General features: G+C 59.1%; 18 protein-coding genes. 12 read left to right on the forward strand and 6 right to left on the reverse strand.

Annotated elements, in window-relative coordinates; translation table 11 throughout:
* The first annotated feature begins 225 nt into the window (after nt 1–225).
* The 3 genes from ACZ5RI_RS03225 (at nt 226) to ACZ5RI_RS03235 (ending at nt 2,396) form a co-directional block, all read left to right on the forward strand.
* Nucleotides 226–564 (forward strand): P-II family nitrogen regulator, encoded by a 339-nt coding sequence (locus ACZ5RI_RS03225; RefSeq protein WP_464514671.1) that lies wholly within the window; start codon nt 226–228, stop codon nt 562–564.
* A gap of 58 nt (nt 565–622) precedes the next feature.
* Nucleotides 623–1,936, forward strand: a complete 1,314-nt coding sequence (locus tag ACZ5RI_RS03230; RefSeq protein ID WP_464514672.1) for an ammonium transporter — start codon at nt 623–625, stop codon at nt 1,934–1,936.
* Nucleotides 1,937–2,150: 214 nt separating this feature from the next.
* Nucleotides 2,151–2,396, forward strand: a complete 246-nt coding sequence (locus ACZ5RI_RS03235) for a DUF2312 domain-containing protein (RefSeq protein ID WP_464514673.1) — start codon at nt 2,151–2,153, stop codon at nt 2,394–2,396.
* A gap of 110 nt (nt 2,397–2,506) precedes the next feature.
* Here ACZ5RI_RS03235 and ACZ5RI_RS03240 read toward each other — a convergent pair whose 3' ends face one another.
* Nucleotides 2,507–2,782, reverse strand: coding sequence for a helix-turn-helix domain-containing protein (locus ACZ5RI_RS03240; RefSeq protein ID WP_464514674.1), 276 nt, complete (start codon nt 2,780–2,782; stop codon nt 2,507–2,509).
* 277 nt (nt 2,783–3,059) lie between these two features.
* On the opposite strand from ACZ5RI_RS03240, the gene ACZ5RI_RS03245 reads away from it, so the two are divergent.
* From ACZ5RI_RS03245 to ACZ5RI_RS03260, 4 genes are all read left to right on the forward strand, one after another.
* Nucleotides 3,060–3,179 (forward strand): aa3-type cytochrome c oxidase subunit IV, encoded by a 120-nt coding sequence (locus ACZ5RI_RS03245; protein ID WP_464515538.1) that lies wholly within the window; start codon nt 3,060–3,062, stop codon nt 3,177–3,179.
* A gap of 79 nt (nt 3,180–3,258) precedes the next feature.
* Nucleotides 3,259–4,821, forward strand: a complete 1,563-nt coding sequence (locus ACZ5RI_RS03250; protein WP_464514675.1) for a Re/Si-specific NAD(P)(+) transhydrogenase subunit alpha — start codon at nt 3,259–3,261, stop codon at nt 4,819–4,821.
* A 12-nt stretch (nt 4,822–4,833) separates the two neighbouring features.
* Nucleotides 4,834–6,264 (forward strand): Re/Si-specific NAD(P)(+) transhydrogenase subunit beta, encoded by a 1,431-nt coding sequence (pntB, locus tag ACZ5RI_RS03255; protein ID WP_464514676.1) that lies wholly within the window; start codon nt 4,834–4,836, stop codon nt 6,262–6,264.
* 216 nt (nt 6,265–6,480) lie between these two features.
* Nucleotides 6,481–7,065: a hypothetical protein gene (locus ACZ5RI_RS03260; RefSeq protein ID WP_464514677.1), complete on the forward strand. Its 585-nt coding sequence runs from the start codon at nt 6,481–6,483 to the stop codon at nt 7,063–7,065.
* 65 nt (nt 7,066–7,130) lie between these two features.
* Here ACZ5RI_RS03260 and ACZ5RI_RS03265 read toward each other — a convergent pair whose 3' ends face one another.
* Entirely contained in the window at nt 7,131–7,418 is a 288-nt protein-coding gene (locus ACZ5RI_RS03265) for a YciI family protein (RefSeq protein WP_464514678.1), read from the reverse strand.
* A 25-nt stretch (nt 7,419–7,443) separates the two neighbouring features.
* Nucleotides 7,444–8,454 (reverse strand): NAD(P)H-dependent glycerol-3-phosphate dehydrogenase, encoded by a 1,011-nt coding sequence (locus tag ACZ5RI_RS03270; protein ID WP_464514679.1) that lies wholly within the window; start codon nt 8,452–8,454, stop codon nt 7,444–7,446.
* 122 nt (nt 8,455–8,576) lie between these two features.
* Between ACZ5RI_RS03270 and ACZ5RI_RS03275 the strand changes: the two genes are divergently transcribed.
* From ACZ5RI_RS03275 to prfB, 4 genes are all read left to right on the forward strand, one after another.
* Complete coding sequence (locus tag ACZ5RI_RS03275) at nt 8,577–9,263, forward strand: LolA family protein (protein WP_464514680.1); 687 nt, start codon at nt 8,577–8,579, stop codon at nt 9,261–9,263.
* A 15-nt stretch (nt 9,264–9,278) separates the two neighbouring features.
* A complete protein-coding gene (locus tag ACZ5RI_RS03280; RefSeq protein ID WP_464514681.1) occupies nt 9,279–10,022 on the forward strand; it encodes a gamma-glutamyl-gamma-aminobutyrate hydrolase family protein in 744 nt (247 codons plus the stop codon).
* 409 nt (nt 10,023–10,431) lie between these two features.
* Entirely contained in the window at nt 10,432–10,977 is a 546-nt protein-coding gene (locus ACZ5RI_RS03285; RefSeq protein WP_464514682.1) for a hypothetical protein, read from the forward strand.
* 81 nt (nt 10,978–11,058) lie between these two features.
* Nucleotides 11,059–12,190 (forward strand): peptide chain release factor 2 gene (gene prfB / locus ACZ5RI_RS03290; protein WP_464514683.1). Its coding sequence is split into 2 segments (ribosomal slippage): nt 11,059–11,127 and nt 11,129–12,190, totalling 1,131 coding nucleotides; the frame shifts between segments, so codons are not numbered across the junction.
* A gap of 97 nt (nt 12,191–12,287) precedes the next feature.
* On the opposite strand, the gene ACZ5RI_RS03295 is transcribed toward prfB, so the two are convergent.
* Nucleotides 12,288–12,818, reverse strand: coding sequence for a bactofilin family protein (locus ACZ5RI_RS03295; RefSeq protein ID WP_464514684.1), 531 nt, complete (start codon nt 12,816–12,818; stop codon nt 12,288–12,290).
* Nucleotides 12,799–14,190, reverse strand: coding sequence for a M23 family metallopeptidase (locus ACZ5RI_RS03300; RefSeq protein WP_464514685.1), 1,392 nt, complete (start codon nt 14,188–14,190; stop codon nt 12,799–12,801). Before ACZ5RI_RS03300 ends, ACZ5RI_RS03295 begins: the two co-directional genes overlap by 20 nt.
* 364 nt (nt 14,191–14,554) lie before the next feature.
* On the opposite strand from ACZ5RI_RS03300, the gene ACZ5RI_RS03305 reads away from it, so the two are divergent.
* Nucleotides 14,555–17,980 carry a YhdP family protein gene (locus ACZ5RI_RS03305; protein WP_464514686.1) on the forward strand — a complete coding sequence of 1,142 codons (3,426 nt, stop codon included), beginning with the start codon at nt 14,555–14,557 and terminating at the stop codon, nt 17,978–17,980.
* 35 nt (nt 17,981–18,015) lie between these two features.
* Here ACZ5RI_RS03305 and ACZ5RI_RS03310 read toward each other — a convergent pair whose 3' ends face one another.
* Nucleotides 18,016–20,682, reverse strand: a complete 2,667-nt coding sequence (locus ACZ5RI_RS03310) for a hypothetical protein (RefSeq protein WP_464514687.1) — start codon at nt 20,680–20,682, stop codon at nt 18,016–18,018.
* Nucleotides 20,683–20,944 lie beyond the last annotated feature (262 nt).

Below are 20,944 nucleotides of genomic sequence, written 5' to 3' on the forward strand. Positions count from 1 at the left end.
AAAACTATTTCAGGTAGCACATTAACATTATACATCTGTTTTATGCATAAAAATTGTGCTATTTTTTAGCTTAGCACAGTTTATGAGCACTTTATTGTCTGCGCGTCAGGCGATGTGCTGCGCCAATTTGCACAAAAACCAGACAGTTCAACGAGTTAACCAAATGCGTCCAACCGGCACGTTTCTTGATGATAGATAAATCGGCCAAAACAACGGGGAATACCGATGAAATTGATCATGGCGATCATCAAACCATTCAAGCTGGACGAGGTGCGTGAAGCCCTGTCTGCGCTTGGCGTGCAAGGTATGACGGTGACCGAAGTGAAGGGGTACGGGCGCCAAAAGGGGCATACCGAGATTTATCGCGGCGCGGAGTATGCCGTGAGCTTTCTGCCTAAGCTTAAGATCGAAGTGGCTGTCAAATCCGAATTGGCGGACGCCGTGATCGAAGCCATCACCTCGAAGGCTAAAACCGGCCAGATTGGCGATGGCAAGATTTTCGTTACTGCGCTGTCACAAGTCGTCCGCATCCGGACCGGCGAAACGGATGGCGATGCATTGTGAGCGTGATCGGCCACTAGCGCCGGATCAGCGTTTGAACGCAAAATAGGGGAAACTGCTTATGAGACGTACGGCTTTAAAACGATTGTCACGCCTGGCTCTGGCCGGTGCCGGTGCCCTGATGGCATGTGCGGGTGCCGCGCTGGCTGCCACGCCCAAGATCGATTCCGGCGACACCGCCTGGATGATTACCTCGTCGGCCCTGGTGCTGTTGATGACGGTCCCGGCCCTTGCCCTGTTCTACGGCGGCATGGTGCGCAAGAAGAACGTTTTGGCCACGATGGCGCAAAGCTTTGGCGCCACGGCACTTCTGACCGTATTGTGGACGGTGGTCGGCTATTCGCTGGCCTTCAAGGGCACTAACCCCTACATCGGCGACTTCAGCTATCTGTTCCTCAAGCCGATGACGCTGACGGCGATCAATCCGCTGGCCCCGACCATTCCTGAGTCGGTCTATATGTTCTTCCAGATGACCTTCGCCATTATCACCCCGGCGCTGATTTGCGGCGCGCTGGCTGACCGGATGAAGTTCTCGGCCTTCATGTGGTTCATGGGGCTGTGGCTGATTTTCGTCTATTGCCCGATTGCCCATTGGGTCTGGGGTGGCGGCTGGCTCGGTGCGGCCGGTGCGCTCGACTATGCCGGTGGTTCGGTCGTCCATCTGAACGCCGGTACGGCCGCGTTGGTCACCTGCCTGGTGCTCGGTCCCCGTATTGGTTACGGCTCGGAAAACATGGCGCCGCACAACCTGACCCTGTCGGTCATTGGTGCGTCGCTGCTGTGGGTTGGCTGGTTCGGCTTTAACGCTGGTTCGGCGGTTTCTGCTGGTTTCAACGCCGGTATGGCCGCGGTTGCGACCCAGATTGCCACTGGCACGGCGGCGATCTCCTGGATGTGCATTGAATGGATTGTTAACAAGAAGCCGTCCGTGCTGGGCATGATTTCCGGCGCGGTGGCAGGTCTGGTCGCCATTACCCCGGCATCGGGCTTCGTTGATCCGACTGGCGCGCTGATCATCGGCGTGACTGTCGGTATCGTCTGCTATATCTCTTCGGTCTGGGTCAAAAAGTGGATCGGTTATGATGATTCGCTGGATGCCTGGGGCGTGCATGGTGTTGGTGGGGCGCTGGGTGCCATCATGACCGGTATGCTGGCCTCGAACGCCATTAATCCGGCGGCCAAGGGTTGGCTCTATGATGGCAACATCCATCAGATGGTGCTGCAGTTCGAGGATGTCGCCGCGACATTCGTCTATTGCGGTATCGTGTCCTTTATCATCCTGAAGTTGATCGACGTGACCATTGGTCTTCGCGTCTCGCCGGAAGTCGAAGTCGAGGGTCTCGACATCAACCTCCACGGCGAAACCGTGCGGTAATTTCACGGACCTATTCTCTCTTACAAATTGGGGCGCCCCAGTGGGCGCCCCTTCTTTTTGGTCACGGGGTGGCGCGGTTTGGGTGGCTGGCGGGCAAAAGACTCACAGCCGGTGGCCGCTTACGGCGTTGCCATTGCGCCCCGAGCCGCCTAAATCTGCTTGCGGTGCCGGGCATCGCCCGGACGGCAACGCATGAAACGAGGTTTCAAGGGTTATGACGAAAGCCGCATTCGCCGAAGAACAGCTTCGTTCTTACATCGAACGCATCGAACGGCTCGAGGAAGAGCGTAGCGCGTTGTCCGAGGATATGCGTGAGGTTTACGCCGAAGCCAAGGGTAACGGTTTCGACACCAAAATCATGCGGCAAGTGGTGCGCTTACGCAAATTGGACAAGGCGGACTTCCAGGAACAGGAAGCCATGCTTGAATTGTACAAGCGCGCGCTCGGCATGATCGAATAGGCTTCACATCTTACGGCGGCTAACCGCCCACGCTGCCGATGGCCATCCTTGTTGGGTGGCCATGGGCTTTTCTCGCGTGCAGGGTGTGAATTCGGCTATCAGTTTGGCCATCAGTTACTGGCCGTGCCGATGCCTTCCATGCGGTATTCTTTGAGTTTGCGGTACAGGGTGGAACGGCCAAGCCCTAATCGACGCGCCGTTTCTGACAGATGCCCGCCGTAGCGGGTAATCGCATTACGGATAATTTCCGCCTCAAGCTCGTCTAACTTGCGGATGTGTCCTGACGCATTGGTCAGTTCAATCCGGTACGGCGCAACTGCTGGGGGTAATTCGCCCGCAGTCGCCCGCTTTGGTGGCTGTGTATTGTTTATCAGTATCTCGTCCATAGTACCCTTCCCGGTTTTTTTACCACGTTAGTGATACAAGGTAAAAAACCATTTAAGAGCAGATCATTGTCCCGGGCTATGCAGACAACGCTGTCTTTATACACGTATCATTGATTGTTATGAATAAAAGATCAACCCTTTGGTGTTGTCTGTCGGTTTGTGTTGTAAGGAAAGCGCACAATGCGTTGCGCCGCAGAAATCTTTGCGTTATGTCCAATACCTCTGGGACCGGTAGAGGTATTGACCGCATTAGCGGTCATCGCGGAAGGCTCGCATGATGGATATCAGCGAACAACTTCGGACGTGGCGAGCTTTCACCGGCATTCTGAAATGGCTGGCATTCTGTGCCGGTTTTATCTTGTTAGCTTTCTTCATCTACAGTTTCTGCATCTCATAATAAAAATAGATTCCTATCGACCGCTCTTGTTGCGTCTTCTCCTTAGACTAAATATAAATAAGCTAAGCAGTGAGTGGAAATGTCTCAAACAATTGGAATCCCAAAAGAATCCTTCTCCGGCGAAAAGCGCGTAGCGTCGACGCCTGAGGTGGTGGAAAAGCTCGTCAAACTCGGTTTTGCCGTAACGGTGCAAAGCGGGGCTGGCGATGCAGCAAGCTTCTATGACGCGGCTTATGCAGCAGCGGGGGCGAAAATCGCCCCGGATGCGGCAAGCCTGTGGTCGGAGGCGGATATCGTCTTCAAGGTGCGCGCACCCGAAGCCGATGAGGTAAACAAGCTGAAAGAGGGGGCTACCCTCATCAGTTTTGTTTGGCCCGCCCAGCATCCTGAGCTGATGCAGGCCCTGGCCGCCCGTAAAGGCACCGTGCTGGCGATGGATTCGGTGCCGCGCATGTCGCGCGCCCAGAAGATGGACGCTCTATCGTCCATGGCTAACATCGGCGGTTATCGTGCGGTGATTGAGGCGGCCAATCAGTTTGGCCGCTTCTTTACCGGTCAGATCACAGCTGCGGGCAAGGTGCCCCCGGCCAAAGTCTTCATTATCGGTGCTGGTGTTGCTGGGCTCGCCGCCATTGGGGCGGCTTCGGGGCTGGGCGCCATCGTGCGGGCCAATGATACCCGTCCGGAAGTGGCCGATCAGGTCAAATCGATGGGCGCGGAATTCGTCCCGGTCGATTATCAGGAAGAAGGCACCGGTGTTGGCGGTTACGCCAAGGTGATGAGTGAAGGCTTCCTCAAAGCCCAGTCGGCGGTGTTCGCCAAACAGGCCAAAGAAGTCGATATCATCATCACCACGGCCCTTATTCCGGGCAAACCTGCGCCCAAGCTGATCACGGCCGAGATGGTCGAATCGATGCAGCCGGGGTCGGTGATCGTCGATATGGCGGCCGAGCAGGGCGGTAACTGCGCCCTGACCGAGCCGGGCAAGATTGTGGTCAAGCATGGCGTAACCATTATTGGCTACACCGATCTGCCGTCGCGTCTGTCCAAGCAGTCGTCGCAGCTATACGCCACCAATCTGCTGCGCCTGACCGAAGAGCTGTGCAAAACCAAAGACGGTCAGATCCACGTCAATATGGAAGACGAGGTCATTCGCGGCGCGACCGTTATCAAAGACGGCACCATTACCTGGCCGCCGCCGGCACCAAAATTGTCGGCAGCCCCCAAGGTCGCGCCCAAAGCCGCAGCTCCGGCTCCGGCGGAAGAGCCCAAGAAAGCAGGCATCGGCGGCACGGTTGTGCTGTTTGGTGTTGCGGTGGCGCTGTTTGCCCTGATCGGGGCTTTTGCTCCGGCGGTCTTCCTGGGCCATTTCACAGTCTTCGTGCTGGCCTGCTTCGTCGGTTACATGGTGGTTTGGAACGTCAAGGCGGCGTTGCACACCCCGCTGATGAGCGTGACCAACGCGATCTCCTCCATCATCACCATCGGCGCCTTGATCCAGATCGCCCCGCCCCCCGTTGCCGGTACGGCACGGCCCGAGCTGATCCTGGTCCTGGCCGTGGTCGGCATTGCGCTGACTGCGATCAACATGTTCGGCGGTTTCGCCGTAACACGCCGCATGCTGCTGATGTTCAACAAATAAGGAGACCGCGAAATGTCACAAGGTTTGCAAATGGTCTCCTACATTGGGGCCACCATATTGTTCATCCTCAGCCTTGGCGGGCTGTCGAACCCGGAAACCTCCCGCCGTGGCAACTGGTATGGCATCATCGGCATGGCGCTGGCGGTGCTGGCCACGGTGTTTGGTCCGCATGTAACCCCGGCAGGCTACGGCTATATTCTGGCGGCGTTGGTGGTGGGGGGCTCGATCGGTCTCTATGCCGCCCGCACCGTCAAGATGACCCAGATGCCCGAGCTGGTCGCCATCATGCATTCGCTGGTCGGCTTTGCCGCCTGCACCATTGGCTTTGCCAGCTTCATCGATCCGACGCCGCTTGATGTTCTGACCAATTCGGCTTCGGAAGCCGCAGCGGCACAGACCATCCACGAGATAGAGATCTATATCGGTATTTTGATCGGTGCGGTGACCTTCTCCGGCTCGGTGATTGCGTTCGGTAAGCTGTCGGGTCGTATCGGCGGTAAGCCGCTGCTGCTGCCGGGGCGCCATTTCTTTAACCTGATCGCCCTGGTGCTGGTGGTCGTGTTGGGCGGCTGGTTCCTGCAGGGTGGTCATGGCGGCGGCATGGCACCGCTGGTGGCGATGACGGTGATCGCGATTTTGTTCGGCATCCATATGGTGATGGCGATCGGCGGCGCGGATATGCCAGTGGTGGTTTCCATGCTGAACAGCTATTCGGGCTGGGCAGCGGCGGCGACCGGTTTCATGCTGTCGAATGACCTTCTGATCGTTACCGGCGCGCTGGTCGGCTCGTCGGGGGCGATTCTGTCCTACATCATGTGTCGGGCGATGAACCGCCATTTCCTCAGCGTGATTGCTGGTGGTTTTGGTACCGGTGGCGGGGCGGTGGCCAAGAAAGCCGAAGGCGAGCCTGAGGGGGAAGTCACCCCAATCAGCGCTGCCGATACCGCCGAACTGCTGAAAAACGCCCAGTCGGTTATTATTGTGCCGGGCTATGGCATGGCGGTGGCGCAGGCTCAGCATACGGTGTTTCAAATCACCGAGGCGCTCAGGGCCCGCGGCATCAAGGTGCGCTTTGCCATTCATCCGGTGGCGGGACGTATGCCGGGGCACATGAATGTGCTGCTGGCCGAAGCTAAAGTGCCTTACGACATCGTCATGGAGATGGACGAAATCAACGAGGACTTCCCCGAAACTGATGTGACAATGGTCATTGGAGCCAACGATATCGTCAACCCTGCGGCACAGGAAGATCCCACCAGCCCCATCGCCGGCATGCCGGTGATGGAAGTGTGGAAGGCCAAAACCTCGGTGGTGATGAAGCGTTCGATGGCGTCGGGCTATGCCGGCATTGACAATCCGCTGTTCTATAAAGAAAACAACCGGATGTTGTTCGGTGATGCCAAGAAAATGCTGGAAGAGGTGCTGACAGCGCTGAAAAGCTAAGCCGTCTGCTTTCCAGCTGTAACGTAAACCCCGCCGGGAAGCCTCGGCGGGGTTTTGCTTTGCTATAGATGTGTTTTGGGGGCTGGAAGCGCAGGCATAAGGGCGATATGAATGCCCCCATGATCGTTCTTAAGCTGATTGCTTTTAGGTCAATCGGCTTTGGGCGCTGTTGTTTCGCCGTTCGTCTTTTTTATGGCACTGAAAGGAATTTGCCCCGTGTCAGCGATTTCCAGAGTGGGTTCCCGGCTCGGAGCCTCGATTAAGGCGTATAAGTGGATTTGGGCTGGCGGCGGTGTCGTCGTGGTGGCCGGTGTTGCGGCACTGCTGATTTTCGGCGGTCTGTTCGGTCCGAGCGGACATGCCATCTGCAAGGTGGCGGTACAGCGCGCCCGTGACTATGGCACGATCCCAACCAATGCCACTCAGGATGGCAGCGCCAAACGCACCGATGTGGCCGACCGCAAAAGCTGCGAGGCTAGCGCCGATGGTGAAAAATATACCGTCACGGTGGATCTGAAGTGCAAGGATCTTAAGAACCACGATTGTCTGCCGATCTACAGCGTCGAACGTTCTGATGGGTTGTCGCTGTATCAGGTGCGTGCAGTGCCCGATGACGCCGATACCCCGATGCCAGCGGCCGAGACCGGTGTGGCTGGTGCTGGTGGCGATGCGGCCCCCGCGGCGGCGGCCCCTGCCGGGGCTGCACCGCCCAGCAGTGGTGGCAGTGCTAACAGTGGCGGGGATGCGGCGATCGACACCGATGTCGTGGTGGCGCAACCAGCCTCTGGTGGTGGACAGTAAGACAGTTTCGGATGAAAGAAAAAGGCCGGGTAACCCCGGCCTTTTTTATGTTCCGAATTGTTTTTTTAAGCGCGTTCTAAGCTGTTCATCACCGAGAACCAGGGATGCAGTTCGGTCTTTTCAAACAGACCGGCTTTATGGAACGGCTCTTCATTAATCCAGGCCTGGGCTTCGCCGCGGCTGGCGGCTTCCAGCACAATCAGGCTGCCTGTCATATCGCCCTTTTCATTGAGGAAGGGGCCTGCCAGCTTCACCTTGCCGATGCTGCGCAGATAATCGAGGTGCTGGGTCACCTTGGCGGTGCGGATCTTGGCGCCGTCTTTTTTGTCGATGCCGATAAACGCGAACAGCATGATGGGCCTCCTAAAGGGGATGGAGTTATTCGGATTTCAGTGGCCGGCTCATCAGCCGCATCACTGCTTCGGATAGGGGGAGTGTACCGTCGAGCAGTTGGGCAACCGCGTCTGCAACGGGCAGTTCGATCCCTTCCGTCTTGGCGCGGATGAGCAGTGCCGGGGCCGTGGCTGCACCTTCAGCCAGTGGCGCGCCGGGGGCGCTGAGATCCTGTGGCCGCTTACCCTGACCGATACCGATGCCAAAGCTATAATTGCGCGATTGCGGGCTGGTGGCGGTTAGTACCAGATCGCCTAAGCCCGACAGCCCCATCAGGGTTTCCGGGCGGGCCCCCAGGGCCTCGCCCAGTCGGCGCAGTTCGGCAAACGAGCGGGCAATCAGTGCCGCGCGAGCGCTTTCGCCCAGGCCTAAACCATCCACAATGCCTGACGCGATGGCGTAGACATTTTTGGCGGCCCCGCCCAAAGCCACGCCGATGATGTCGTCGCTGACATAGGGGCGGAAGGCGGCATGGCTTAACGCGGCCTGTAATCCTTCGGCCACCGCAGGGGGGGCGGCGATGGTGACGGCGGTGGGCAGCTCGCGGGCCGAATCAGCGGCAAACGAGGGGCCGGACAGCACCGCAGGGATAAAGTTTGGCGCGGTTTCGCTTAAGATTTCGGTCAGAAGCCGGCCGCTGCCCAGTTCGATGCCCTTGGCACACAGCGCCAGCGGCACCCCTTCGGCGGTCACCGTCGTAAGGGCCTGCAACATGCTGCGTAAGTGCTGCGCCGGGCTGACCAGCAACAATGCGTCGGCCCGGGCTGCTTCCGCCAGATCGCTGGTCGGCGTGATGGTCGGGGGCAAGGTGATGCCGGGTAGAAAGCGGGCGTTCTCGTGGCTTTTCGCCATGGCGGCGGCCAGCTCCGGCTCGCGCGCCCACAAGGTGACGGTGCGCCCGGCTCGTGCTGCGGTCAGTGCCAGCGCGGTGCCCCAGGCCCCCGCACCGATCACGCCGATTTTATCGTAACGGTTTTTTTCTACGTTTTGCGTCATGTTTTTCGTGGGCCTGGCCGTCTGGGCGGTATGGTGTTTGGTTGACCCTTAATCTGCAACGACTATCTTGATCTTATGACGGCCTTCATAGCGCCGCCGCTCCTTTAACGATACGAGCCGCAATGCATATCACCAAAAAAATCCTCGTCCGTGCAATATCTCCACTGTTGGTCAGCGTTCCCCTGCTTTTGGGCCTTGGCGGTGCGGGCCAGCAGGCGCAAACCCCGCCGCGGGTGCAGTTTTCCAAGGCGGATGGCGAGACGCTGGATCGGGTCAGCGCCTATCTTAACGGCGTACATAGCATGAAGGGGCGTTTCACCCAGATCGGGCCGCAGGGGCAGATTGATCGCGGCACGTTCTACCTCCAGCGGCCGGGCAAGGTGCGTTTCGAGTATGATGCGCCGTCCCCCCTGCTGATTGTTGCTGACGGCCAGACCATTGCGGTGGCCAACAAACGGCTTAACACGGTGGATCGCTATCCGGTGTCAGAAACGCCCTTTTCCTTCTTTCTGGGCGACAAGATCGACTTGCGTCATGGCCAGATGGTGATGGCGGTTAAGGCCGAGCCCGGCACCATCACGCTGCGCGCCCGTACCAGCCGGCTACGTTATACTTCGAACCTGAATTTTATGTTTTCTTCGCCCGGTATCGAGCTCCGGCAATGGGTTGTGACTGATCCGCAGGGTGGAACCACAACCATTGCGCTTGATCAGGTTGAAACCGGTGCGGTCATCGCGGCCGGTGTTTTCGCGCTGCCAAAAAAACAGCCCGCCCCTGCCACGCCGCCGCAGGCAAATCCTCCAAAGTGAGTGTTAGCCGGTAAAATGCGTAAAAAGCTCTTTCGGATTGGTTTGATCTGTAACCGTACGTCGCCTTCTTGTGTTGGTGTCGATCAGGCGGTGCATGAATGGGCGGTGCGGGCGGCGCGGGAATGTGGGCCGCATCTGCCATTGCTCATTCCGGCGCTGACCGATCCGCTTGATCCCGACGATGTGGTCGAATCGCTGGATGGGTTCATTTTCCCGGGGGGCATTTCCAATGTTCATCCCGCCCGCTATGGCGCGGTGCTGACCAATCCGAAAAGTCTGGGCGATCCGGCGCGGGACGGGCTGACGCTACCCCTGCTCAAGGCGGTGATCGCTTCGGGCAAGCCGGTTCTGAGCATTTGCCGCGGGTTTCAGGAGCTGAATGTCGCCCTTGGCGGCACGCTGCATCAGTCGGTGCACAAGGTGCCGGGGCGGCTAGACCACCGTGCCTCGCTGGAAAAGCCGATGGAGACCAAATTTGCGCCAGTTCACGAGGTGATGCTGGAAGAGGGTGGCTTGTTGGCCAGGATGGGGTTGCCGAAAACGTTCACCGTCAATTCCCTGCACGGTCAGGGGGTGGACCGCCTGGCCGGGGCGCTCAGCGTCGAGGCGCGTGCTTCGGATGGTCAGATTGAAGCGGTATCGATGCCGGATGCGCCCGGCTTTGTGCTGGGTGTGCAGTGGCATCCAGAGTGGCGCTGGGCGGAAACACCGGCTTCGCGGGCGATTTTTAATGCTTTTGCTGCGAGTGTTGCACGCTAGTGCTGCGTAAACGAATCTATAATCGGATTACGCGTATTTAATTCGTGTTATAATTAGCACAGTCATTAAAAATAACTCACTTTAGTCGTTTTCGCATAAAAAACTTGAACAGTGTGTCTTCTGTGCCTATATTCAATTCACGAACGGGTACATGAGTCCGACAAGCACTGCCCCCCCCCGCTCGCGAGTCGGACATCCCTTTCGTCGATTGTGTCGGCCTCCCCTCCCGACACTGTCAATGAAGCGCAATGGGCGCTGACGCCCGGCAGGAATTTTCCCTGCCGGGCGTTTCATTTCGTGGCGTTGTTGCGGGCGGTTGGGGATTGATTTGCCAAAATACACTCTGACGGGGTACCAAGGGGGTGTTCCTGCGTTTCAACGCTTTCGTCTGATCCGTAACGAGTTTGCCATGCTGCCAAAAATCACATTGAGCCAGAAAACCCTGCAATCGCGCCTGAAATGGGGTGGTGCGGGGGCTGTGATCTGTTTTGCCCTGCTCGAACTGGTCGATGGCACGCTGAAAGCCAAGACCGGGGCAGGGCTGATCGATCTGCAACTGGCTTCGACCGGCCCGGCGGTCCGTTTTATTCTGGATCGCTGGCAAAGCCAGATGGATGCGGCCCTGGCGGGCTTTATCGTTGGCTTCGATTTTCTGTTCATCCTGTTTTACGGGCTGGCATTGCACAGCGGTACCATTCTGGCACGCGAGCGCTTTGCCCCCACCGCCGGTGGTTTGCGCCGCCTGCTCGATGCCCTAAGCGTCGCCCCGCTGGTGGCAGTGCTGTGTAATCTGGCGGTAAACGGGCTCGATCTGACCATTCTGACCCAGGGGCCGAACGAGATTCTGGCCACCATCACCTATCAGGCGACGGTAGTGACGGGCGCGGCTTTCGTGGCCGGTCTGATCCCGACGCTGGCCGTGGCGCTGGCGCTGGTGATTCGCCGCCGTTCTTAAAGCCTTAATGTCTTTCTGGCGCCGGCCTTTACGGCGCCCGCGCTGGCCAGTATAGCCGACGCTAACAGAGGAACTTTGACCATGCGTCCGGATACCGAACGTGCTTTAGCCGACATCGAGCAGGCCATCGCCCTGCTGAGGAGGCATCTTTGACTGGGATAATGCGCTTCGTCGCCTCGACGAATTAAACGCCAAATCCGAAGACCCTGCGCTGTGGAACGATTCGGTCCTGGCGCAGAAGCTGATGCGCGAGCGTCAGAAGCTGGAAGCCAATATCGGATCGCTGCGGAAAATTCAGTCCGAGCTGGATGATACCCGCGGTCTGATCGAAATGGCTGAAGCTGAAGGCGACACCCATGTGCTGGAGGATGCCGAAAATTCGGTCGCCATCCTGCGTAAGCATGCTGATGAGCAGCGCCTGCAATCGATGCTATCGGGTGAAGCCGATGGCAACGATACCTATCTCGAAATCCACGCCGGGGCTGGTGGCACCGAAAGCCAAGACTGGGCTTCGATGTTGCTGCGCATGTACACCCGCTGGGCCGAGCGCAAGGGCTACAAGGTCGATTATCTTGAAGAGAGTGAAGGCGAAGCCGCCGGTATCAAATCGGCGACCATTCTGGTCAAAGGCGAAAACGCCTATGGCTGGCTCAAAACCGAGGTCGGTGTGCATCGTCTGGTGCGCATTTCTCCGTTTGACGCCAATGCCCGCCGCCACACCAGCTTTTCCTCGGTCACGGTCTATCCGGTGATCGACCAGACCATTGAAGTGGCGATTGACGAAAAAGACTGCCGCATCGACGTCTATCGCGCTTCAGGCGCAGGCGGTCAGCACGTCAACAAAACGGAAAGCGCGGTGCGTATCACCCACATGCCGTCGGGCATTGTGGTGTCGAGCCAGACCCAGCGCTCGCAGCATCAGAACCGCGCCATCTGCTGGGACATGCTGCGTTCGCGTCTCTATGAAATCGAGCTCAAGCGCAAACAGGACGAAACCGGTGCCTTTGTCGGTGAAAAGTCCGATATCGGCTGGGGGCATCAGATCCGCTCCTATGTGTTGCAGCCCTATCAGATGGTGAAGGATTTGCGCACCGGGGTGGAAAGCCGCCTGCCGCAGGATGTGCTGGATGGCGAACTTGATCCCTTCATGGCGGCGGCGCTGGCCGCTTCGCTGGGCGGCAAGAAGATCGAGCCGATCGCTGACCTCGAATAAGCCATACGATATGCCAACAAAAAACCGCCCGATGTGGCGGTTTTTTTATGCCCAACAGCATCCGCGCCCCAAGCCCGCGGTGCACTGGAAATGATGGTTACGCTTTCAGCGCAGTATAGCTGGCTCCATTGACCGGGGTCAGTGGCGGCGGCACCACGGTGGGGGCGTCGGCCGGATCGGCCTCAGCCTCGTCATTGGCCAGCACCGTCTTGTCTTCGATGCCAAGCGGATTTTCGGAATGGCGGCAATTGCCCTCGAAGAAGGCGCCGGTTTCGACCGCAAAGGCTTCGTGCACGATGTTGCCTTCAACATGGCAGGTATTGGCCAGTAAAATCTTGTGGGCGCAGATGCTGCCCTCGACCCGGCCACGGATGGTCACTTCTTCGGCGACGATATCGCCGTGGATAAAGGCCTTTTCACCAATAACAAGGCCCGCGCTGCGCACATCGCCTTCGATGCGGCCGTCGATCTGGATGTCCCCGGCCGAAGACAGCGTGCCGGTAACCACCAGATCCGCGCTGATGATCGACGGTGCCGCCGAGCTGCGCACCAGGCGCTTGCCTTGGCCAACCGGTACGACCGTTGCCGCGACAGCGGTTTCCTTATCCTTACCCTTGTTTGAGAACATAACGCCCTGCCTCGATAAAGTTACGTGGATTTCTCAAAGTACCATCGTACCACACTTCGTAATGGACGTGTGGTCCGGTGCTGCGTCCCGTTGAACCCAATTTGCCGATTGGCGTGCCTTTTTCAACCCGTGATCCGACATGCACCAAAATCGCGGCAAGATGTCCGTATTTTGTGTGAATCCCGTAGCCGTGATTGATATCGACCATGTTGCCATAGGCCCCATTCATGCCAGCACCCGCCACCACACCGGGGGCGGTGGCGCGGATCAGCGAACCGTAAGGGCCGGAAAAATCCATGCCGGGGTGAAAGGCGTAGCGGCCAGTGATTGGGTCGGTGCGGGCACCGAATGGGCTGGAGTTTTCAAACTGGCTGCCCACCACCGGGGTGGTGAGCGGAATGTGATACAGCCCGGCCAGATACTGGTTGAGCTGATCCAGCGTCGCATAGGCTTTGCCATAGGCGTTCTGGAAGGTGGGGTCACTGACGCCCGGCGCCCGGTCAGGATCAATCGGGATCTCTGGTCCGCCCATGCCCCGACGGGCATCGACGCGGGCAATATACTGATCTGCGCTGATGCCGGCCCGGCGTAACAGGGTCTGAATTTGCCGCACGCCACCGGCGGCTTCACCCTGCGCCAGTACCATCAGCTGGGTTTCTTCCACGCCTATGCGCTGGACCCGGTCGGTTTCACTGGCCAGCTGTCGTAAAGCTGGGTGGCGGGCCACGGTGGCGGGGGTAATGGTTTGGGTGCGACGGTGGCCAAAGAATGCGCCGGCCCAACGGTCGACGGTGCCACCAAAATTCAGAAAGCTCGCCTTGCGTACCTTGGGCTGCTGGCCGGCGGGTGCACTGGAAGGCGGTGGGGCCGGCAAGACATAATTGTCGCTGTCGAGATTGGTCGGCGCGCCATTGCCAGCGCTGCCATTGTTATCGCCCGAAGACAGAACGTTGCGGGCGCTGCCAGCCAGGGCTGAATCGACCTGCTGCTTACGCCCCAGAAAGCGCAGAATGGCATTCTGTTTGGCTTCCAGCTCGCCCGCCGTCATTTTGAAGCGATCTTGCGAGGCAACCAGAGCACTGTTGACCTCGTCATAGGACAGTTGCAGGCCGGCGACGCGGTCTTCATAGCTCGCCTGCATTTGGTGAAAGCGTTTTTCCTTGGCGGAAATTATGCGGTCCTTGAAAATCACGTTGACCGAGGAAAATGCAACCCAACCCAAAAACAGTACGGTACAGGACGCCAGCACCGCCTGCAGCAGTGGTCCGAACGATAAAAACTGCACATGGCCTTCGCTGCGGATATAGATCTGACGTTCCGGGAAGGTTTCGTGCAGCCACGCCCTCACATACTCAACGAGCGTCTGTGTCATGTTCAGACTTCCCCTCGGACTGCGTAATGCATCCCATTCCACCCGGGCGGCATTTCACCCAATTGTGTGGGCTTAATCAAGCATAAGCCGGACAATTCTGACGTGTTTGCATAAAATGGTGTTGAAAAGAGCGGGTTTTACCCGCCAATTATTAATAGTTGAGTGGTGCGGTTATTTCCGAAGCTGTCATCTTTACGAATAGTGGTTCAACTTTTAACTTAATTTATTGCGCTTCTGGATTTGTCAGGTGCCGTCCTGCAACTTTATGTATATGCAGCCGTAGAAAATCTATACCGAGCTTTTACTGGTATATAAGGGCAAGATCAGCCATGAAAGACATCCGAAATCATTGAGGCGTAAAGCTTTGCCGGGGAATCCGTTACAGCGCTGGCGGTTGCCGCGATGGCCGCTCCGGCAATGGTGCGTCCCGCTGAAGCGGCATTTCACGTCGCGGCCCTATTGCGTGTTTTGCCACGGCCTGTGGGGCTTTGTTGCTGCAACCCTGTTCTTTCTGATTGCCGCCTGGGCCCGGCTGTTGTTCGGGCCTGTCTCGCTCGGGCCGTTTGCCAGCGCCGTCTCGGGCGCGCTGGCCGATGCGCTGCCTCCCGGTCTCAGTATGACCTATGACCGGGTAGAGGTCGAATGGGCTCGCGAAGAGGGAGGGGTGACACTGGCGGTGCTCGGCACCAATCTGCGTGAGACCGACAACACCCCTATTGTTCAGGCCCCCAAAGCCTATATTGATCTGGCGCTGGCCCCCCTTTTTGAAGGCCGCTTTGCGGTGCAGCGTGTCGCGCTGGTCGGTGCCCGACTGACCGTGGTCCACACCAAAGCGGGGCGCTGGCGTCTGGGCAATGACGATGCCTTGCTCGACCGGTTGCGCGAACGCTTTTCCACCCCCGGCGAAGAAACCAGTCTGAAGCGCTTTGCCGTGCGCCGGGCCAATCTGGTGATTGTCGATGAAGTGACGGGGCTAAAGGTTGCCGCCTCCGAGGCCGAATTGCGCCTCAACCATCCCTCCAAGTCGCCCGGCGATCTTGATCTGCATATGAAGGTGGCGCTGGCGGTGGGTGGTCAACCGGCACAGTTGTCGGCCAATATTTATTTGCCCAAGGGGGTGGCCCCTTCCAGAGGTGACGTAACGGTCAAAGGGCTGCAATTGTCCGCGCTGGCCACCAATACGCGGTTTGCCTTGTTGCGCCATGCGACGCTTGCCTCCGACGTCACAGCCCATTTTGCCAGTCAGTCAGGCCATCTGCTGTGGGCCGACGCCAGCCTCGTCGCGCATGGCCAGATGAAGCTGCCATCGGTGCAGGTGCCGGTACAGGTGCGTAAGCTGTCGCTTAATGCCCGCTATGACGGGGCCACGCATCAGCTGCGCATCCGCGATGCCCGCATGGATGCCGATCGCATGCAGGGACACCTGCAGGCGATGGCGCAGATCCTTAAAAATCCCGATGGCAGCATCGCCCGTATCGATGGCGATGTGCGGGCCGATGGCCTGGCTGCCGATCTGCCGGGGCTGTATGGCGCACCGGTCAGCTTCGGTGCGGCGACGTTAAAAGCGGTCTGGCAGGGCCAAAGTCAGCAACTGGATATCAACGAATTAAAATCCAGCGGGGCACCTTTTGCGCTGCAAGCTGTGGGCCACGTCAATTTTGCCGGGGCGTCACCGGCCATTGATATGGACGGTACGCTGGCCGCACTCAGCGTGCGGGATCTGGTGCGTTATTGGCCGCAGACGGTGGCCCATGGCGCGCGGGCGTGGGTTGATCGCAGTATGCCGTCGGGGCGCATTGGGCCGCTTAGCTTTGCCATTCATCTGCCAGCCAGCATGTCGGAAACTATGCCGCTGCCCCATGATGCCGTCAGAGTGTCGTTTCCGATTGAGAATGCCACGGCGGATTATCTCAAAGGGTTGCCCCCAATCACCGAGGCGCAAGGCACCGCCGTGCTGACCGGGACCGATTTCACCATAATGGTCCGGTCGATGAAGATCGGGCCGATTGCGGTCACCGGCGGGCGGTTCTTTGTTCCTGATATCAATGCGCCCACCCAGATCGGCAAAGTCGATGTCCGCCTGCAGGGCAGCGTTGCCGATGTACTGAGGCTGATCGACATGAAACCGCTCGGTTATCCGACCCGGTTTGGCATTGCGCCGTCGGCAGCCTCTGGGGCGGCGCAAGTGGCGTTGAAGCTCGATATTCCGCTGCACCATGATATTTCGGTCGATGCGATCAAGATTGATGTTGGTGTCGAGACCAAGGGGATGGGCCTTGTGCTGGGGCCACATTTCAAACTCACCGATGGCACAGTCGGCTTCGCGGTTAGCAACACCGAACTGCATGCTACGGGGGCCACCGGGATTGGCGGCTCACCTGGGCGGCTGGCTATAGACTGGACCGAAGATTTCCGCAGCAGGCAGCCAATCAGCACGCGGATTGCGGTTAAAGGAACCTTGGATGCTGCGGCCCGGCGCAGCATTGGTCTGCATACGGATGGGTATATCCATGGGCCGATTGCACTGTCGGGCAGCTTCACCGGCAGTAAGGGGGCTATCCGTCAGGGCGAGCTTAATCTGGATCTGACCCCGGCCACGGTGACGGTGGACGCCATCGGTCTTGCCAAGCCCGCCGGGTTTGCCATCACCGGCCATATGGGACTGATTTTTGGACCGCACACTCAACCCGTGGCCGCCAGCTTTCGGCTGAACGGTCAGGGCATTGCTGTCGTTGCCAACACCCAGTTCGCGGCTGATGGCTCGCTGGCCGTGCTGCAGATGCCGGTTTTCCATATTGGTCAGAAAAACGATTTTGCGCTCAACCTGACCCACACGGCCCAAATGACAGACATTCAGCTGCAGGGGCGGCTGTTCGACGGTTCGCGCCTGATGCGCCATGGCAGTGACGAGGCTGACGGCACGTTGGATGAGACGCCCAGCAGTCTGCGGCTGGCTGCCAAGGTCGATAAGGTGCTGCTGCGTAATGGCGTGGTGGTGAACGGGCTTGATGTTGATTTTGCCACCAATGGATCGCGGCTGGCGAGCCTGCATCTGGCTGGCACCATGGGTAAGTCCACACTGCAAGGCTCTTTGTCGCAGAATATTGCCGGCCGCACCGTCACGGTGCGTGTCGACGATGCCGGTCAGCTGCTCAAAGGGCTCTACGGGGTTGCCGGTTTGCGCGGTGGCAAAATCGATATGACGGCGTTTTTCCCCGGCCGTGCCACCGATCCGCCATCGCATGACAGCAACGCTCCGGACTTCAAGGGTAAGCTGGTGATGAAAGATTTCATCGCCGTTGATCAGCCCTTTCTGGCACGGTTGTTCACCGCAGGTTCGCTTGGCGGCATGGTCAACCTGATGCAGGGCGAGGGCATTGCGGTCGATATGCTGGAAATGCCGTTTGCGTCACGCAATAACGTGATTTCTATTCAGGGGATGCGCGCGGTCGGTCCGGCTGTTGGGTTGACCGGTGAAGGCTATATCGACCGGCCACAGGGGCTGATTGCGCTGAAGGGTACGCTAGTGCCGCTCTATGGCCTCAACAGTGTGCTGGGCGTGATCCCGCTTCTTGGCGATGTGCTGACCTCGAAAAAGGGCGAGGGGATCTTCGGCATGAGCTATACTGTGCGCGGTAATGTCGAGGAGCCCTCGATCAGCGTTAATCCATTGTCGGTACTGGCGCCGGGTATCCTGCGCCGCTTATTCGAGGGCCGTCCGCTGAACGCATTACAGGCCCCCAGCAACAATCCGCAGAAAGCGCCACCGGCCAAAAAAACGGCGCGGTGATGCCGGGTGTTAATCCGTAGGCGAATGATTTCCGCTCAAAGGTTGGTCTTGGTTTTGCTGTCGGGCTCTTCGCGCAAATAGCTGTTGATCGCGTCATAGGCCGCCACCGCAGATGTCGGTGTTTGCGGCAGATCAAGATAGCCGTCCTTGAACTTGACCATCAGTCCGCTGTAGCGATGCCCGCCGCCACTGACATTGCCGAGCCAGTCGATGGTGAGCCGCCGCCAGGTCAGGCGCGGAATGCGCTCATAGCCATAAGTGATGTCACCGCTGATCCGCCGGGCGACGCCTTCGCAGATGCCGCGCCGCATCGAGGCTTTGACTTCTTTGGCCACGGCCTCGCTGTTGATGATGCGTAAGATCTTATAGAGGGCGAGCTTGACCTCGTTATAGGGCAGATAGCCTTCCAGTTCCTGCAAGGGTACGTCGCGGCTTTGCAGCACCCGCAAGCGGCTGGCCAGCCACGAGCGTTCCTCGGGAAATAAGAATTTGGGCCGCTCGCCACAGGCCACGGCATAGTCGATCAGATTTTGGCGCGGCAGGCGGGCATGCATCCAGCCCCCGTTGGCTTCTGTCACCTGACGGATCATGCCCTTTTCAAGATGTTCCTCCAGCCGCAGATAGCGTGCGGTACTGGGCGAGCCAACCGGGTCATCTTCGCGCGGTTCCCAGGCATTCCACAGCCAGGCGGCCTGCCAGGTTTCAAAGCTGGGCTGCGCATCCCAATAGTCATAGCGCGCCGGGGTCGGCGGCGGCATGTCGGGCAGCAGTGTCGGTTCTGGCAACGGTTCAACATCAAAGGCGGTAACAGGCAGTGCCGGGTCGTCGTTGGCTGCTGTCGCAGCGTCTTCGGCACTGATATCGCGTTCAGGGGCCGGCAGATCGGTTTCGACCGCATCGGCGGTAAGGTCAGCTTCCTCTGCAATTGTCTCGGCCTGCAGATCGCTTTCAAGTTCGGCCACCTGCTCGGCAACCGGCAAATCCTCGGTGGGGCTGATCAGTGCCGGTGCCGGTTCATCCTCGGCCGCTGTGTCGGGCAGAATATCCGCCGCATCCTCGTCAGACTGGTCGGTGGCGGCTGGCGGGGCTACGGGCAGAATCGTGGCAATCTCTTCCGGGGCAGCGGCTACCGTAATGGTTTGCGATACAGCCTTTGCCACCGGCATCGGTTCGGCCACGGTTTCGGATGGCGGTGGGCTCTGCTCGTCACCAACCGGCAGCTTGGCCAGCGGAATCATTTCGGCTTTGGTAGCTTGTGCGCTGCTTAATACGACACTTGCGGCGACGGTCACTTCCGGCGGCGGGGGCGGTAAGGTGGTATCTTCTGCAGCTGGTAATGGGGTGGCATCGTCATCTGGTGCCGCATCGTCCACTGGCTGATCGGTTTCGGCCTCGACGCTCACTGTCGGGGCCAGTTCCCACGGCTCGGCCGCGACAGGGTGTGTTTCGGGCGGTGGGGTGGGCTGATGCGGGGCGGCGTAGGGGGTAACGCGGGTAGTTTCCGTGATGGCGGCACTGGCGGGCAGCACAAGGGCATCGCTGCTCGAAACGCCTGCCACGGTTGGGGTGGCGATGGGTTCTGGTTTGACCTCTGCTGCGGTCAGCGGCGCTTCGGCGATAGTTTCCGCCACGCGGTGTTGTGCAGGGGCTTCAATCGTGACGGTGGGGGCAATTTCCCAGGGTTCGGGCGCAGGTGTGGCCGGGGCCGTTTTGATCGTCACCGGCGCCAGATCAACGGGCGCCAACACGACGGGGGCCGGTGTGGTTTCCACAACCGACGTGATCGTGATCTCTGGCGTAGCTACGGGGGCGACGTCTGGCGCAATTTCTGTGCTATGTTCCGCCGCCGTTTCGTCCGGCAGGACATATTCAGCGGTTTCTGCGGTCTCGTCCTGTGTCTGGGGACCTAAATCCTGGGTGGGCGTCTCGCTGACCGGGCTCTCGGCCAAGAGGTGGTTGTCCAGAACGGGTTCGCTGCCCGCTGGCAGGATAGGGGCAATATCCGGCTCCGAGACACCGGCTTCGGTCTGGATGTGGGCCGGTGCCGTATCTTCCACCAGCACAGGCGTTGCAGCTTCCGGCACGGGTGTGATCGGCGTGGTGATATTGGGCTCATCCGCCGCGTCCGTGGTGGTATCGGGTTCAATATCCCATGGCTCGGGCTCGGCGGCGGCGGCGGTGGCCAGAGCGGTTTCAGCTGCCGCCCAATCGGCCGGTGTTTCGGATGGGGCGGGTGCTTGATGCGCCGGGGCCGTGGGTTCCTGCCGGTGCGCGGGGGGCGCTGTTTTGTGGCTCGGGGCAGGCAACAGGGCCCATGCCGCCCGCCACAGCCCTGGCGAGGCCAGCGTCGCGAGCGTCAGCCCGGCGGCAAAGGCCGTCAGCATAGAATCGCCGCTGTGGATAACCAGCCATTGCGCGGCATCGGTCAGGCCAAGATGGTCGGGCAGGCTATGGCCCTGACAGGCGATCCAGAACAACGCCACCACAATACGTAACGTCAGCCAGACGTCCGCCGAGAGCAGGAAAACCACGAGCAGGCCTGTGGCAAAGGCCACCACCACCGGGTCAAAACTGTGGTTGGCGAGCCACTCCTCGGCATCGATCAGCGCGCCGAAATCCGGAAAAATGCTGAATAGAACCGATAGCAGAAACAACGCTACGCACAGCCTGGCCGTCCATATGATGTTTGCGATCCGGTTCATGTCATGCGTTCGGTTGTTGGCGGTGTTGCGCGTCGTGATCAGGGTTCCGTTGCCGGCAGGTTACAACGTAATCAGATGATGGCTTAAGGCAAAATAGCTTAAAGCTGGACTGCTCAAAATGGTGGCGGCTCTCCCCCGGATCACTACGCGAGATATATACAGTACACTTCCCTACCGCAGATGAAAAGCAAACGAAAACAGGGGCCGACACAATGTGCCAGCCCCTGTTTTGGTATGCTACGCGGGGGGGGGGGGGAATTGT

Source organism: Micropepsis pineolensis (assembly GCF_055392125.1).